Origin of the sequence: Methyloceanibacter sp., from assembly GCF_050726195.1 — a bacterium.
GTDB lineage: Bacteria > Pseudomonadota > Alphaproteobacteria > Rhizobiales > Methyloligellaceae > Methyloceanibacter.
Genome location: NZ_JBOHJC010000003.1, coordinates 141,062 through 156,896 on the forward strand (window position 1 = coordinate 141,062; position 15,835 = coordinate 156,896).

General features: G+C 65.3%; 14 protein-coding genes and 1 tRNA gene. 3 read left to right on the forward strand and 12 right to left on the reverse strand.

The annotated features are described in order from the left end of the window. Positions 1-10: 10 nt before the first annotated feature. Positions 11-1,300: a UDP-N-acetylglucosamine 1-carboxyvinyltransferase gene (gene murA / locus ACRECX_RS03160; RefSeq protein WP_431557355.1), complete on the reverse strand. Its 1,290-nt coding sequence runs from the start codon at positions 1,298-1,300 to the stop codon at positions 11-13. Between the two features lie 456 nt (positions 1,301-1,756). Between murA and ACRECX_RS03165 the strand changes: the two genes are divergently transcribed. Continuing rightward, positions 1,757-1,831: transfer RNA gene (locus ACRECX_RS03165), tRNA-Thr, on the forward strand. Positions 1,832-1,865: 34 nt separating this feature from the next. On the opposite strand, the gene ACRECX_RS03170 is transcribed toward ACRECX_RS03165, so the two are convergent. Next, positions 1,866-3,071 carry a calcium-binding protein gene (locus ACRECX_RS03170; RefSeq protein WP_431557356.1) on the reverse strand — a complete coding sequence of 402 codons (1,206 nt, stop codon included), beginning with the start codon at positions 3,069-3,071 and terminating at the stop codon, positions 1,866-1,868. Between the two features lie 718 nt (positions 3,072-3,789). Here ACRECX_RS03170 and ACRECX_RS03175 point away from each other — a divergent pair. Next, on the forward strand, positions 3,790-4,005 hold the full coding sequence (locus tag ACRECX_RS03175; RefSeq protein WP_431557357.1) for a hypothetical protein: 216 nt from the start codon (positions 3,790-3,792) through the stop codon (positions 4,003-4,005). 9 nt (positions 4,006-4,014) lie between these two features. Here ACRECX_RS03175 and ACRECX_RS03180 read toward each other — a convergent pair whose 3' ends face one another. Genes ACRECX_RS03180 through ACRECX_RS03220 form a run of 9 tightly spaced genes read right to left on the reverse strand, consistent with a single transcriptional unit; the run spans position 4,015 to position 12,197 of the window. After that, positions 4,015-4,812, reverse strand: a complete 798-nt coding sequence (locus ACRECX_RS03180; protein ID WP_431557358.1) for a sulfite exporter TauE/SafE family protein — start codon at positions 4,810-4,812, stop codon at positions 4,015-4,017. 55 nt (positions 4,813-4,867) lie between these two features. After that, complete coding sequence (locus ACRECX_RS03185; RefSeq protein ID WP_431557359.1) at positions 4,868-6,352, reverse strand: GTP-binding protein; 1,485 nt, start codon at positions 6,350-6,352, stop codon at positions 4,868-4,870. Beyond that, positions 6,352-7,257: a sulfate adenylyltransferase subunit CysD gene (gene cysD, locus ACRECX_RS03190; protein WP_431557360.1), complete on the reverse strand. Its 906-nt coding sequence runs from the start codon at positions 7,255-7,257 to the stop codon at positions 6,352-6,354. The genes ACRECX_RS03185 and cysD overlap by 1 nt, the downstream gene beginning before the upstream one ends. Then, entirely contained in the window at positions 7,254-8,369 is a 1,116-nt protein-coding gene (locus tag ACRECX_RS03195; protein ID WP_431557361.1) for a phosphoadenylyl-sulfate reductase, read from the reverse strand. The genes cysD and ACRECX_RS03195 overlap by 4 nt, the downstream gene beginning before the upstream one ends. Continuing rightward, positions 8,356-10,011, reverse strand: a complete 1,656-nt coding sequence (locus ACRECX_RS03200; protein ID WP_431557362.1) for a nitrite/sulfite reductase — start codon at positions 10,009-10,011, stop codon at positions 8,356-8,358. Before ACRECX_RS03200 ends, ACRECX_RS03195 begins: the two co-directional genes overlap by 14 nt. Then, on the reverse strand, positions 9,998-10,291 hold the full coding sequence (locus ACRECX_RS03205) for a DUF2849 domain-containing protein (protein ID WP_431557438.1): 294 nt from the start codon (positions 10,289-10,291) through the stop codon (positions 9,998-10,000). Before ACRECX_RS03205 ends, ACRECX_RS03200 begins: the two co-directional genes overlap by 14 nt. Continuing rightward, positions 10,284-11,714, reverse strand: coding sequence for a siroheme synthase CysG (cysG, locus tag ACRECX_RS03210; protein WP_431557363.1), 1,431 nt, complete (start codon positions 11,712-11,714; stop codon positions 10,284-10,286). The genes ACRECX_RS03205 and cysG overlap by 8 nt, the downstream gene beginning before the upstream one ends. A 4-nt stretch (positions 11,715-11,718) precedes the next feature. After that, positions 11,719-12,066 carry a 2Fe-2S iron-sulfur cluster-binding protein gene (locus tag ACRECX_RS03215; protein ID WP_431557364.1) on the reverse strand — a complete coding sequence of 116 codons (348 nt, stop codon included), beginning with the start codon at positions 12,064-12,066 and terminating at the stop codon, positions 11,719-11,721. 2 nt (positions 12,067-12,068) lie between these two features. Continuing rightward, on the reverse strand, positions 12,069-12,197 hold the full coding sequence (locus tag ACRECX_RS03220; protein WP_431557365.1) for a hypothetical protein: 129 nt from the start codon (positions 12,195-12,197) through the stop codon (positions 12,069-12,071). Between the two features lie 463 nt (positions 12,198-12,660). Between ACRECX_RS03220 and ACRECX_RS03225 the strand changes: the two genes are divergently transcribed. Beyond that, positions 12,661-15,357: a hypothetical protein gene (locus tag ACRECX_RS03225; RefSeq protein WP_431557366.1), complete on the forward strand. Its 2,697-nt coding sequence runs from the start codon at positions 12,661-12,663 to the stop codon at positions 15,355-15,357. A 5-nt stretch (positions 15,358-15,362) separates the two neighbouring features. Here the strand turns inward: ACRECX_RS03225 and mscL are convergent, their stop codons facing one another. Beyond that, entirely contained in the window at positions 15,363-15,788 is a 426-nt protein-coding gene (gene mscL / locus ACRECX_RS03230) for a large conductance mechanosensitive channel protein MscL (protein ID WP_431557367.1), read from the reverse strand. Between the last annotated feature and the right edge of the window lie 47 nt (positions 15,789-15,835).

Sequence of the window (15,835 nt, forward strand, 5' to 3'; positions counted from 1 at the left end):
GCAGAGGCGACTAGCCGGAAAGGCGCTCAATATGGGCGCCACAATGGCGGAGCTTCTCCTCGATGCGCTCGAAACCGCGGTCGAGATGGTAAACGCGGCCGATCGTGGTCTCGCCCTGGGCGGCGAGGCCGGCGATGATGAGCGACACGGAGGCGCGGAGATCGGTGGCCATGACCTGCGCCCCGCGCAGGCCGTTGACGCCGGTGACGAGCGCCGTATCGCCCTTGAGGTCGATGCGGGCGCCGAGGCGGGCCAGCTCCTGCACGTGCATGAAGCGGTTCTCGAAGATGGTCTCGCGCACCTCGGACACGCCGCTTGCGGTGCACATCAGCGCTATGAGCTGCGCCTGCAAATCGGTGGGGAAGCCTGGGAAGGGCTGGGTCTCGACGGACACGGGCCCCAGACCGTGGCCGTTCCGCGCCACCCTGATGCCGAAGTTGGTCTCCTCGACCTCGACCCCTGAGGTGCGCAGGATGTCAAGCGCCTCCTGCAGGAGGTCGGCGCGGGCGCCCTCGAGGAATACGTCGCCGCCGGTGATGGCCGCGGCCATGGCGTAGGTGCCGGTCTCGATGCGGTCCGGGAGCACGGCGTGCTCGGCCGCGTGGAGCGACGGCACGCCCTCGATGTGCAGAGTGGAGGTGCCGATACCTTCGATTTTGGCCCCCATCTCGACGAGGCAGGCGGCGAGATCGGCCACCTCCGGCTCGCGCGCGGCGTTCTCGATCACCGTATCGCCGAGGGCGAGCACGGCGGCCATCAAGGCATTATGGGTGGCGCCGACCGAGACCTTGGCGAGATGGACGCGACCGCCGATAAGCCCCTTCGGCGCCTTGGCGATCACATAGCCGCCGTCGAGCTCGATCGAAGCGCCGAGCGCCTCGAGCGCGGTCAGGTGGAGATCAACGGGCCGCGTGCCGATGGCGCAGCCGCCGGGCAACGACACCCTGGCCTCGCCGCAGCGGGCAAGCAGCGGCGCCAGCACCCAGAAGCTCGCGCGCATGCGCGCCACCATCTCGTAGGGCGCCGTGGTGTCGACAATCTCGGCGGCGGTGAGCTTGAAGGTCTGGCCGTCGCTCGTGCTCTGGCCGGCGCGTTTTCCCGCGATGGTGATGTCGACGCCGTGATTGCCGAGGATGCGGGAGAGGAGCGTGACGTCGGCGAGGCGCGGCACGCCGTGGAGGGTCAAGGTGTCCTTGGTGAGAAGGCTCGCAATCATCAGGGGCAGCGCGGCGTTCTTGGCACCGCTGATACGGATGGTGCCGTGCAGACGCTGGCCGCCGACAATGCGGATGCGATCCATTATTAAAAACTCTCCCTCGCGCGACATTACCCCCTCGCGCTTAATTTTCCCCGTACACGCGCCGCGCAGGCGCCCCCGCCGTTCGGGCGGCAAACGATAACTCTACTCCCCCCGCGGCGGTTCTGTCCCGCCTTCTTTATTTGTGGGTGTGGCCTTTCGGGCACGGGTTTGCGCCTTGCGTTTCAAGAGGTTGGCGCGAAGCTCCCGCTCGAGGCGGGCGCGGCGCTCGGCGCCCGCGTCTGGGCTCTTCCCGCCGCCTCTATGGTCCCTCTCCTCGGCCATGACTGGGGCTCTTATATCATGGGGCTGAGCTGGGGCGGCACGGCCGAAGCCAGGGGCCTGCGGGGCGCCGCTCCTTGCGTATGCCCCTGCCCTATGGCAGGTTGCGCGCCGCACGAAAAGGCCGCATTCCAGGTGCCGGGCATCAGCCCCAAAACGGCCTTCGAGGTGTCATTCGCCGCCGTAGCTCAGTGGTAGAGCACGTCATTGGTAATGACGGGGTCGACTGTTCAATCCAGTCCGGCGGCACCAGTTTTTCTGTCACGACGCGTTTCGAGCCCCGGCGCTACAGGACGAAATCGCCGGCGCTCAGCGCGCCCACCTTCACCAGGATCTCGAAGTCGGCCTTGCCGTCGCCGTTGACGTCGCCTTGCACGATGACCTTGTTGCCCTTGTCCTCGTAACGCAGCTCGCCCTTCTTGTCGTGAAAGTCGCTCTTGCCGATGAACTTGAACTTCTGATTGCCGGAAACTCCCGTCTTGGCGTCGATGTCCTCGAGGTCGATCTCGTCGCCGATGACGTTGTTGCCGCGCACGAAGTCATTGATGGCGTCGCGCTTTCCGCCCTTCATGCTGTCATTGATCGAGTTGAAGTCGAAGAAGTCGCGCTCGTCGCCGCCGAAGAGACTATCCTTGCCGCGCCCGCCTCTGACGGTGTCGTTACCGTCGCCGCCGTTCAGCCGATCGCCGCTCTTGCCGCCGATCAGCGTATCGTCGCCGTTCTCGCCGAACACTTCGACCGATGTGCCGGCTGAACCGTTGAACCTGTCGTCGCCGTCGCCGAGAAAAACATCGCCGGTGATCTTACCCCTGTTCATCACCACGTCGTTGACGTTGCCGGTGGTGGCGTCCAGGTCAATGACGCCGTCAATGGTGCCGCGATTGTCGAGCGAGATCCTTCCTCCGAACGATTCAATTGCGTTGACAGCGGCCCTGATCGTGCCCCCTGCCGTGTTCGTGATCTCTGTGACTTCCCCATCGTCGATTGAGACTTCGACGCCGTCCCTATCGGACCTCATCAACCCGGAATTGACGATGGTCGCGCCGTCATCGGTACTATCACGGACGGCTATGCCATTTGCATAGATCTCGCCGGCGTTAGTCAGAATGGCATTTTGGGTATTGGAGTAATTGACGCCATTGCCTTGAAAGGCATACACCGTGCCGTTATTGGTGATGACCGAGCCATTGACGCTGCCGATGTTGAACCCATTGAAGACACCGGTGACGATGTTGCCGTTGTTGATGATGGTGGTGTCGTTGCCATCGAATCTCACGCCGTTGGCGCCTCCGGAAAAAACATTGCCGTTGTTGATCAGCGTGCTCCCGTCAAGGGTGCTTTCGACGCCGTCATCGGATTGAGAACCGATAAACACGGCGAAATCGATCGTGATCTCGATGTTTTCGTTGGTTATGTAGCGAAGCCCGGGGCCGCCGGCGTCGTCGAACTCGTCGACGATGATCGTTTGGGTCGTATCTACGTCGATTGTCATGATGCGCTCCTTCTCTGACCTGGTTGCGCGCGCATGAAAGGCGATGAGTAGAGCCCATATAGTTCTGGGGGCGGGGCGAGTATAGGCCACCAGGGCTATGCGAGCACGCCTTTGGGAGGACGTGCCAGTGATGGCGCCCCGGTTCCTGAAACCAATCGTTGAAACCAGTCGTTAAGTGAAATCGGCGAGATTGGTTCGCGCGAACGCGGAGACCGCCATGACGCTCAAGTACGAATTGCTCGTGATTGCCGCGCTGACAGCTGCATGCGTGCTGGCCGCGCCGCTGTTCGAAGGCGCCGCGCTCGGCTAGCTGCTTCCCGGGTTACGCTTCGCTCCACCCGGGCTACCCAACTGCCCAACTACTACCAACGGCCAACAAAAGAACCCCGGACGGGTCGTCCGGGGTTCTGTTTCGATGACGGGGCGTTCCGCGATCCAGTTGGCAATGTCGGCGGGGACCGCCTGAAGCGATCCAATCGTCTTGTCGGCGGGGATCGCGAAATGCCTTGCTGAATTCATAACCGCCGGCTCGGCTTTTCGTTCCGGTCCGCCCTCCCCCGCTTCGGAAAAGCCTCAATAAATCAGCCTGTTGAGTTTTGCTCTCAACCTTAAGACCAGGTTTTCCACCGGCGGCTTCCTCTTGCCACAAAGACGGGGAAACCTTAGCTAATACAGGCAAATTTGTGTCGGGGGGCACGCCTCGTGGAGAGACATGCCCATGCCTACCAATAAGTCCGAATATCGGGGATACGAGATCAGGCTGCGGCGCGAGTGGTCGAACTGGTGCGCCAAGATCCTGCCCACCCGCTCCGACCTGCCGATCATCGCCCAATCGCCCCTGCACACCTTGTCGCTGCACCGGGACGGCGCGCTGAAGGCGGCTAAGAGCGACATCGACGACGCGCTGTCAGGCATCGAGCGGCACGTGGCCTAAAGGCCAGCGCTATTTGTTGAGCAGCGCGTAGGCGGCGTAGCACAGGGTGAGCGCGAGCAGCGGCCTGAGCAGCCAGTCCGGGGCGACGCCCGCGAGGCGCGCGCCGAACAGGATGCCGGGGATCGACCCGCATAGCAGCGCGAGCAAAATTCCCGCATCAACGTGACCGAGGCCGAGATGGCCGGCGCCCGCGACGAGGGTGAGCGGCACCGCGTGCGCGATGTCCGTCCCGACGATGCGCCGCGCCGGCAGTAAGGGGAATAGCGCCGCGAGCACCACGACGCCGATGGCGCCGGCGCCGACCGAGGTCAGGGTCACAAGCAGCCCGAGCGCCGCGCCGAACAGCACGGTGACGAGCGTGCGGGGCGGATCCTTCCCGTCGGCGTTGCCGTTCTTATGGCCCTTCATCAGGATCGGATAGAGCACGATGGCGATGGCGCTCACCGGCAACGCGAAGGCGAGGCCATAGCGGATCCAATGCGCCATGGCCACGGTGTTGAGCGGCATGGAGGCCATGATGGCGAGGAGCACGATGGCCGCGGGAATGCTGCCCGCGGCGAGGCGGAACACGATCGGCCAATTGACATTCTCGGCGACATGGTGGCGCCAGCCGCCGACCGTCTTGGTCACCGCGGCATAGAGCAGGTCGGTGCCGACGGCGACCGCGGGCGAAACGCCGAAGGTCGAGATCAGCAAAGGCGTCATCAGCGCGCCGCCGCCGACCCCCGTCAGCCCCACCAGAAATCCGACGCCAAAGCCAGCGCCAGCCAGGGGCAGCAGGGCTGCTGCCCAGCTGAGGTCAACCATTAATGCGAGCCTCCCCCTACGCTAACGGCGAGATCGTGACCCCTTCGGGCCGTTATTATTGGTCGGTTTCGATCAGAACCGGAACCCCTGCCGAGCGTAGCAGAATTGCTACCTCCTGGGCACGACGGGCAAATTCGGCGGAATCGGCCGGGGAATCGCCGAGATCGGCGCACAACCCGGCGAGCTTCTCGCGGTTCAGGACAAGCACGTGGTCGCCGACCGTGGCCGCTCCGGTCTGCACCCAGGTGACGACCCCGCCGGCCACCGTGGCGCCGTCGATGGCGCTGACCAGCACGAAATTGCCGGTGAGCGGCAGGTCGGCGAAGAGATCGAGCGCCGTCGACCGGCCGAGCAGAATGCGGCAGTCGGCGATGTCATTGACGCCGCATTGGTGCGCTTGTGTCGCGGCAAGGGTCTCGAAGTCGACCAGCGCCGATACGCTCATCGAGGTGACGGGCGTCAAGTCGGTGGCGGTGCGGAGCAGATAACCGGCCTCGGGATCGAACGGTTGCTCCGAGAGCCAGACGAGCCGCGCCTCGATGACGTCGGCATTCACGGGGCGACGCTTCAACTCCGACAGGACCGCGCCGCGCGAGATATCGAGGTCGGTGTCGAGCACGAGGGTGACCGCGTCGCCCTTCCCCGCGAACGGACGGTCGCCGTCCATGGTGGTGATCCGCCGCAAGGTGGCGCTGAGGCCGGTCCGCGCATCGACGACGCGGTCACCGGCCCTGATAGCGCCAGACGTCACGGTGCCGGAATAGCCGCGGAAATCGCCGGAGGCGCGCAGCACGAGCTGCACCGGCATGCGGAACGGCGCGTCCGCGGTTTCGGCCTTTGGGTCGACGCGCTCCAGATAATCGAGCAGGGTCGGCCCCAAATACCAGGGCATCTCGGCCGAACGGGCGACGACGTTGGCGCCGGTGAGCGCCGCCACGGGAATGGTGGCGATCTCGGCGAAGGCGAAGTTTCCGGCAAGCGCACGGAAGTCGGCTTCGATGGCGCGGTAGCGCGCCTCGGACCAGCCGATCAAGTCCATCTTGTTGACGGCGAGGATGACCTTCTTGATGCCGACCAGGTCGCAGATGGCGGCATGGCGGCGCGTCTGCCGTTTCACGCCGTGGCGGGCGTCGATCAGGAGGATGGCGACGTCGGCGTGGCTCGCGCCGGTCGCCATGTTGCGCGTGTACTGCTCATGCCCTGGCGAATCGATGATGACGAAGCGGCGGCGCGCCGTCTCGAAATAGCGCCAGGCGATGTCGATGGTGATGCCCTGCTCGCGCTCGGCCTGGAGACCGTCGAGGAGCAGGCTGAAATCGATGCGCTCGCCGTTGACGGCGCGGTTATGCGAGGCGTGCAGGATGGCGGCGCGCTGGTCGTCGGTGACGCCGGCCGCGTCCCACAACAGCCGGCCGATCAGAGTCGACTTGCCATCATCGACCGAGCCGCAGGTGAGCAGCCTGACCATGGCCTCCGACTTATCGCCGGGGGCGAGTACGGTCCGGACCGGAACTTCCAATTCAAGCGCAGCGACGTCCATCAGAAGTACCCCTCACGCTTCTTCATCTCCATAGCACCGGCCTGATCGTGGTCGATCAGCCGCCCCGCCCGTTCGGATACCCGCGCGGCCAAGGTCTCGGCCACGATCGAAGCGAGATCGTCCGCCTCGGAGTCGATGGCGGCGGTGAGCGGGTAGCAGCCGAGGGTGCGGAAGCGCACCTTGCGCATTTGCGGCTTCTCGCCTGGCTCGAGCCGCATGCGCTCGTCGTCGACCATGATGAGCTGGCCGTTGCGTACGACGACGGGCCGCTCTTGCGCGAAGTAGAGCGGTACCACATCGAGCTGCTCCAAGGCGATATAGCGCCACACGTCGCCTTCGGTCCAATTGCTGAGCGGGAAGATGCGCACGGTCTCGCCCTTGCCGAGGCGGCCGTTGAGCAGCTGCCACATCTCGGGACGCTGGCGGCGCGGCTCCCAGCGATGGCCGGCGGCGCGGAACGAGAACACGCGCTCCTTGGCGCGCGAGGCCTCCTCGTCGCGGCGGGCCCCGCCGAAAGCAGCGTCGAAGCCGCCGGTGTCGAGCGCTTGGCGCAGCGCCACCGTCTTCATGATGTCGGTGTAGACGGAGGGCGGGTGATCGAACGGGTTGATGTCGCGGGCGAGCCCGTCGTGATTGGTATGAACGATGAGATCGAGGCCGAACGCCTTCGCCGTGCGGTCGCGGAAGGCGATCATGTCGTGGAACTTCCACGTGGTGTCGACGTGGAGAATGGGAAACGGCGGCTTGGCCGGCCAGAACGCCTTGCGCGCGAGATGCAAGAGGACGGTCGAATCCTTGCCGATCGAATAGAGCAGGACGGGCGCGCGGAATTGCGCCGCCGCCTCGCGGAAGATGTGGATGCTCTCGGCTTCGAGCAGCTTGAGATGCGAGGTGAGCGCGGTCATGCGGCCTTCCCTTTGCGTTTGCCGTTGAGATGGAGGCCGCACTCCTTCTTTTCCTCGTTCTCCCACCACCAGCGGCCGGCGCGCGGGTGCTCGCCAGGCTGGACGGCGCGGGTGCACGGGGCGCAGCCGATGGAGACGAAGCCGCGGGCGTGCAGCGGATTGACCGGCACGTTGTTGGCGGCGATGTAGGACATCAGCTGCTTGGTCGACCAGTCAGCCATGGGATTGATCTTGGTCAGGCCGCGCTCGGCGTCCCACTCGGCGAGCGGCACGGCGGCGCGCTCGTCGGAATGCTCGCGCCTAAGGCCGGCCATCCACCCTTGGGCGCCTTCGAGCGCGCGATTGAGCGGCCGTACTTTGCGAATCTCGCAGCAGGCCTTGCGGTTCTCCACCGCATGGCGGAAGCCGTACACGCCGTCGCGGGCGACCAGCTCCTCCACCTCCTTGGCATCGGGCACGACGAGGCGGATGCGGAGGCGATAGCGGAGTTCCGATAGCTCGATGGTCTCCAGCACTTCGGGGAACAGGCGTCCGGTGTCGAGGGTGAACACGTCGACGTCGACGCCGGAGTCGGCGATGGCATGGAGGATGGCCTGGTCCTCAAGTCCGAGGCTGGTGGAGAAGGCGATGCGGCCCTCGATGCGGCGCTTCACCTCCCTGATGCGGTCCGTGAGGCTGTCGATGCGGGCCAGGCGCTCGTCGAGGGTCGCCGCTTCTTTCCGCGAAGCGTCCCAGCGTAGCGGCAGCCAGTTGCGCACCGCCGGCTGGTAATTGTGGCGGATGCGCTCGAGCGAGGCCTTCCACACATGCGCCGCCTCAGCGTCCTTGATCTCGGCGGTATCGAAGCCGGAGCGCAGCAGGAACTGGCCGTGGTCGGGAATGAGGTGACCGACCGCCCTGATTTCGCCCTTGAAACCGTGGCGCTCGCGCAGGAGGCGCGCCAGGCTGAAGCCGCGGCCGTCGGTGACCACGGGAAAGGAAATCGCGATGGGGCCCGCGTTGCCTCCGGCCGCCTCCGACAAGGCACTCTCGTCGGCGGTCGGCTCGAGCACCGTGGAGACCTCGGTGGCCCCGCCGACGAGGGCTCCGGTGTGGAGATCAACCAGCGCCATAGAGAGCCTCCTTGAAGGGCGCAGGCCCGACGCGCCGCCACGTGTCGAGGAAGCTCTCTCCCTCGTCGCGCTTGGCGAGATAGGTGTCGATGATGGTGTCGATGGCCTGCGGCACCGCCTCGGCGCGGAAGCCAGGGCCGATAATGGTGCCGATGGCGGCGTCGTCCTTGGGATTGCCGCCGAGCGAAATCTGGTAGAGCTCGGTGCCTTTCTTGTCGACGCCGAGAATGCCGATATTGCCGGAGTGATGGTGGCCGCAGGCGTTGATGCAGCCGGACATGTTGAGGCGCAACGGCCCGATCAGCTCCTGGCGCGCAGGGTCCTCGAAGCGCTTGGCGATCTCCTTGGCGATGGGGATCGAGCGGGCGTTGGCGAGATTGCAGTAGTCGAGCCCAGGGCAGCAGATCATGTCACCGAGGAGATCGAAATTGCCGGTGGCAAGGCCCGCTTCCTTGAGGATGTCGTAGAGGGCAGGGATGTCGGCGATGGCCACATGCGGCAGCATTAGGTTCTGGGTGTAGTTGACCCTGATCTCGTCATGACCGAACCGCTCGGCGAGATCGGCGACCAGGTCCATGGCCTCCGACGAGGCATCGCCGGGGGTGCGGCCTGGCTCCTTAAGCGAGATCACGACGGTCGCGTAGCCGGGCACGCGATGCAGCCGCACATTGTGCTTGTACCAGGTGGCGAACACGGGGTCCGTCTCGCGGCGCGCGGCGAGGCCCTCGTCGCGCATCGGCCGCGGCTCGAGCGCGGGCGGCGCGAAGTAGGACATGATGCGGCGGCGCTCGTCCTCGGGCAGGTCGATAGCGGTCTTGTGGGTCGCCTCCCAGTCGGCCTCGACCGCGTCGCGGAACTTGTCGATGCCGAGCTGATTGACGAGGATCTTGATGCGCGCCTTGTGGATGTTGTCGCGGCGACCGAACAGATTGTACACGCGCAGGATCGACTCGATGTAGGACAGCAGGTGCTCCTTCTTAAGGAAGGACCTGATCTCCTGGCCGACATAGGGCGTGCGGCCCATGCCGCCGCCGACCAGCACGCGGAAGCCGTTCTCGCCATTCGGCCCGCGCACGATCTTGAGCCCGATATCGTGGAAGGCGATGGCGGCGCGGTCCTCGGCGGCGCCTGAGATGGCGATCTTGAACTTGCGCGGCAGCCAGCTGAACTCCGGATGCAAGGTCGACCATTGGCGCAGGATCTCGCACCAGGGACGCGGGTCCTCCAGCTCGTCGTTGGCGGCGGCGGCGAACGGGTCGGCGGTGACGTTGCGCACGCAGTTGCCGCTCGTCTGGATGCAATGCATCTCGACGTCGGCAAGCGCGGCCAGCACGTCGGGGATGTCGACCAGCTTCACCCAGTTGTATTGGAGGTTCTGCCGTGTGGTGAAATGGCCGTAACCGCGGTCCCATTTGCGGCCGATCATGGCGAGCTGCCGCAACTGGCGGGGCGAGAGCACGCCATAGGGAATGGCGATGCGCAGCATGTAGGCGTGGAGTTGGAGGTAGAGCCCATTACGCAGGCGCAAGGGGCGGAACTCCTCCTCCGTCAACTGGCCGGCGAGCCGGCGCTCAACCTGATCCTTGAACTCCGCCACGCGCTCGCGCACGAAAGCGTGGTCGAACTCGTCATAGCGGTACATCGTACCAATCCTTCGTCAACGTGGTGCGGTGCGAGGCGCGAATACGCTCGCGCACGGAAAGGGGATCGACTGCGCCGTCCTTCAGCGCGACCTCCATGGGATAAGCGGCGACGACGCGACGCGCGCGCACGGCCACTTCGGCCTCCGCTTCGAGCGCTTTCGTTTCTTCCTCGGTCTCGGCCAGCCGCGCCCTGGCGATGTCCTCGGTCCATTCGCCGTTCGCGGCGAGATAGACGACGATGCCGTCGGTCAGACGGTTGGCGGTGACGACGTTAGGCATAGACACGCTTGACCTCCTCCAGCGCGAGGATGTCCTCGACCACGCCCGCGGCGGGAAGACCCGCCACCTCGCCGAAGATGAGCACCGCTGGGCTCTTCAAGCCCAGGCTCTCCGGCCGCGCGGCGAGCGCGGCAATGTTGGTTAGGACGCGGCGCTCGTCGTCGCGGGTGGCGTTCTCCACCGCCATCACCGGTAGGTCCGGCCTGAAACCCGCTTCGAGCAGCTTGCGCGCGATCACCGCGGCGGTGGTGACGCCCATATAGACAAGCAGCGTGTTTTTGCCGCCGGCCAAAGCCTTGAGATCGAGATGCTCGAAGCTAGGCTCCTTGCCGCCGGCCTCGTGGCCGGAGACGAAGGTCACGGTGTGTGACACGTCGCGGTGGGTAAGCGGGATTTGCAGGCTCGCCGAAGCGGCGATGCCCGCGGTGATGCCGGGAATGATCTCCACGGCGATGCCGGCGGCGCGGAGCGCCTCGATCTCCTCGCCGCCCCGGCCGAAGATGAACGGATCGCCGCCCTTGAGCCGCACCACGGTCTGGCCGGCCTTCGCGCGCACGATGAGGAGCGCGTTGATCTCCTCCTGCGGCACGCTGTGGGCGCCCTTGGCCTTGCCAACGGCGATGAGCTCGGCCTCGCGGCGGGCGTGATCGAGCACGCCGTCGCCCACCAGCCGGTCGTAGAACACGACGTCGGCCGCCTTCAGCGCGCGGACTGCCTTCATGGTGAGAAGCTCGGGATCGCCGGGTCCGGCACCGACCAGGAGCACGCGGCCTTGCGGCTGGTGCGCGCCGGCCGATTTCTCGATCGCCTCATCGATGAGCGCGCGCGCTTTCGGCTCGTCGCCCTCCAGCATGGCCTCCGCAGCGGCGCCTTCGAACACCGCTTCCCAGAATTTCCGCCGGGGCGCGCCGGACGGGACCTTGTCGGCGACACGGCCGCGGAACTCGCCGGCGAGCTTGGCCAGCGCATCGAGCCGCGGGTGAAGCTCGCGCTCGAGCCAGGCGCGCAGTCGCTGCGCCAGGACCGGCGCCGCGGCGGAGGTGCCGATGGCGACCGTGACCTCGCCGCGATCGACGATGGCGGGAAGCACGAAAGTGCACAGCTCGGGCCGATCGGGCACGTTGACCGGCACACCGAGCGCACGGGCGATGGCCGAGACGCGGGAGTCTTCCTCATTGTCCTCGGCGGCGGCGATGACGAGCGGGCGGCCGCGCACTTGATCGATGCCGGGCTGCGGCGCGATCTGCGTGACCAAGCCGGCCTCGGCGAGCTTGGCAAGTGCGGCGCCCAAAGTGTCCGCGGCGACGTCGACGGTGGCGGCGCGCTTCAGCAAGAGTCGAGTCTTGATGGCGGCGAGCTCGCCGCCGCCCACCACGAGCGGCGGCTTGCCGTCAAAGCTCACGAAGATGGGAAAGGTGCGCATGGCCCTAGCTCCCCACCGCAACGGCCGCGGGCGCCTCGGCAAGGCTTTCCGGCGCAAGCTCGACTTCGAGCCCATCGAGCGCCTTGCTCATGATGATCTGGCAGCAAAGCCGCGAGCGCTCGTCCACCTGGAAGGCGCCGTCCAGCATTTCAAGCTCCTCGTCGGTGGGCGGCATGAGCTTCTCGACCCAGTCGTCGCCCACCCAAACATGGCAGGTGGCGCAGGCGCAGGCACCGCCGCATTCCGCCTTGATGGGGAGGCCCCAGTCGCGGATCACCTCCATCACGCGCCAGCCCTCGAGGGCTTCGAGGCGGTGAACGGTGCCGTCGGGCATGCGCACGTTGACAAACATTCTCAAGCAACCCTCGACTGGCGCCGCGGTTCGAGCGAGCGGCCCATGTACGCGATACGGGCGGGCTTGTCAGGATGAACATCGCCGCAAGCGCGCGATGCGGCCGCGGCGAAACTCGCGTCGATGATCATCTCGCTCGCCTTAAACCGGTGCCCAGGGCGGGTCCCGTCGACCCTTAATAGATGGCCCAGATTACTGAAAAATCATTCCCCCAAAAAGGTGGTTCTACAAGAAAGGACGAAAAATCGTTCTCAGAAGTGGCTTGTAGAAGAACCGCTTTTCGTTTCGGTGGAGAGGCGCACGTTGAATCTCCCGCGTGGGCCGGCTTGGGAAAAGCGTTCCCCCTGAGAAGCCGTGGACTGCCAAGGCGAATCCATCCACAGCTGTGGATTACTCAGCTACCGGCTAGCGGCGTACCGGAAATTAGCCAACCATTAGCCGGGGACGGATTGGGGGGACCTAGCGATGGGGCGATTGCATCGCCGCAGGCGTGGTGTGTTTGCTGCCGCGGACAATAAGTCTTGTCGTAACGCGACCCCTCCCCGCCTCCTTCTCCGAAGCGACCGCCGTCTCCTATTGGCAGGCACCGCGCTGGTGTCGACACTTCTCCTCGGCAGCGCCACCGCGTCGGCCCAGCAAGCGGTGTTCATTCCCGCCTCGCCCTTCCCGGTCGTGCTTACCAACAACGCCGACTGCGCCTTTCTCGGCACTTGCGCCCTGATCAACACGATCGGCATCGGCGCTTTCATCGATTTCACCAACACGGGCGACTTTGCGGTGGCCGGCCCCGGCGCGCTCGGTATTTCGACCAACACGGCCGCCCTGTTCGGGTCGATCGACGTCAACAATTCGGGCAACATCGCCACGGCGGGAGCCGGCGCGATCGGCATCTCCGCCAACACTCTCGGCCCGGTCAGCCCGATTCACATCATCAATAGCGGCGGCATCGCCACCGCCGGCTTCGGTGCCATCGGCATCGAGGCGGCGACCGTTTCAAGCCGCAGCCCCATTGAGATCGTCAACAACGGGGACATCGCGACCGCCGGCGCCGGCGCCATCGGCATCTACGGCTATACGGCGGGCCGCGGCAGCGATCTCAGCATCACCAACAACGGCGGCATCGCCACCGCCGCGCAGGACGCCGAAGGCATCAATGGCCTGACAACAGGCCGCAACAGCGATCTTTGGATCGTCAACAACGGGGACATGCTGACGGAGGGACTGAGATCGGAGGGCGTCTACGCTACGACCACCGGCCAAAATGCCAAGCTCACGGTCATCAATAGCGGCACGATCACCACCAAGGGCCGCTTCTCCGAAGGCATCGACGCGTTCACCTATGGGCAGAACGGCGATCTCCTCATCGTCAACAGCGGCGATATCACCACCAAGGCACGGCTTTCGGAAGGCATCTTCGCCGGCACGGTACTCGGCAACAGCTCTCTCAACGTCCAAAACAGCGGGCGCGTGCGCGCCGAGGGCACATTGGGAATCGGCATCGCCGCCGTCTCGTTCGGACCATCGTCGCCGATCGCGATCGACAATTCGGGCGAGGTCTACGGCAGCACCGTCGGAATCTATGGCGGCAGCAACACCTCGACCAAGATCGTCAACCGCGGCGACATCTCGGCCGGCAGCAATCTCGCCATCGACACAGTTGGCGCCGGCAGCTCGATTTACAACCGCGGCACCATCACGGGCTTCGTCGATCTCACCAACAACCGCGACATCTTCGTGAACCAGGGTGGCGGCCTGTTCGACGCGAAGGAGACGAGCGAGTTCGGCGGCGGGAACGACGTATTCACCAACGAGGCGAACGCTACGTTGCGCACGGCGACGAAGCGTTCCCAGGGCGAATTCACGCGCTTCGTCGGGCTCGAGCGGTTCAACAACCGCGGCACCATCACCATGGAGGATGGGAAGGCAAATGACGTCTTCCGGATCTCGAATACGGTTGGCGGCACCGACCTCGCGTTCGCGGCTTCCGGGGATTCCACCCTGGCGGTCGACACGTTCCTGGCCGGGCCGAACTCGCCCTCGGACCATTTCATCATTGAGGGCGACGTCACCGGCAGGACCTTGGTGCACGTGCACAACACCAACCCGGGAGCGGCGCGGCTCGACACCAAGGGTATCCCGGTGGTGTTCGTGGACGGCGATGTCAAGCGCAATGCGTTCCATCTCGCCCATCCGATCGATACCGGCTTCTTCGATTACGACTTGTTCTTCCGGCCGACGGGAAGCGGCATCTTCGAGCTGAAGAACCATCCCGGCGGCGGTGCCCATATCCTGCCGCACCTCGTCACGGTCACGCACGACACGTTCCACAATACGTCGGAGACGTGGTTCGACCAGAGCACGGACCTGCGCGTGCTGCTGGCGCAAGGGTCCGTATGCAGCGACCCCGCGCGCGGGCATGACACTGTACGCTGCGAGCAACTCTACAATTTCACGCCTGGGGTGTGGGTGCGCGGCGCCGGCACCTGGCTCGACTTGGAGGACGACGCCAAGACGACGGCCAGGGGCCGAACCTATCACTACAATCTCGACCGCGATCTCGACATCTGGACGGTCGAATCGGGAATCGATTTCGGCAAGCGGGACTTGTTCGCGGACGGCGACATTCTCGTGTTCGGCGTGCTCGGCGGCGCGATCGAATCCGCGCTCACCTACAAGTCGCTGGCCCGCGCCTTCGAGCTTGGCGGCGGCGAGGCGGGCGCCTACGCCACCTATCTCAACGGCGGGCTGTTCGTCGATACGCTGGCCAAGGCGTTCTTCGCCAAGCTCGACCCGAGAGACGTGCGGGGCTTCCCCGACAAGCTCGACAGCACGACCTATGGCGTGCGCACCGACGCCGGCTACCGCTTCGGTGGCATGCGGTATGGTCCGTTCTTCGAGCCGCTCGCCACCATCGCCGTGTCGTGGAGCGACATCGACGATTTCGTCCTCGACGGGAACGCCATCAATTTCGGCGATGACGAGAATGTGCGCGGGCGCGTGGGCTTGAGGCTCGGCACCAGCTCCGACATCTGGCAGGGCACCACCATCGAGCCCTTCATCGTCGGCAGCCTATGGGGCACGTTGTCGGGCTCGCACCACGCGACCTTGACCTCGAGCGGAACGACCTTCCGGTTCACCGACGAACCGGAGGAGGTTTGGGGCGTGGTCTCGGCCGGCGTCAACTTCTTCAACCCCGGCGCCCAGACCGCCGTGTTCGCCAAGGTCGACTACACTTTCGCCGACCAGACCGAAGGCATCGGCGTCAGGGGCGGCATGCGCTACAGCTGGTAGGCGGGTTAGCGGGTAGAACGCTTCACCAAAGCGTCGCGGATCTCCTCCAGAAGCTGCACTTCGCGCGAGGGCGGCGGCTCGGTGGCCGGCGCCTCTTCCTGCTTGCGGCGCAGCCGGTTCATGGCCTTGATCACCATGAACAGGACGAAGGCGACGATGGCGAAGCTGATCACGCTGTTGATGAACACGCCGACATTGATGGTCGGCGCACCGGCCTCCCTGGCCTGGGCAAGGGAATCGTAGCTCGCGCTGCTCAACGGGATATAGAGGTCGGAAAAGTCGACTCCGCCGGTGATGAGCCCGATCGGCGGCATGATGACGTCGTCGACCAGCGACTTGACGATGGTCGAGAAGGCGGCGCCGATAATGATGCCGACGGCCATGTCCACCACGTTGCCGCGTAAGGCAAATTCCTTGAATTCCTGGAGCATTGCGCGCATCTCCCTCAAGCCTCGAGAGCGAAGTCACTTCTCTGCCA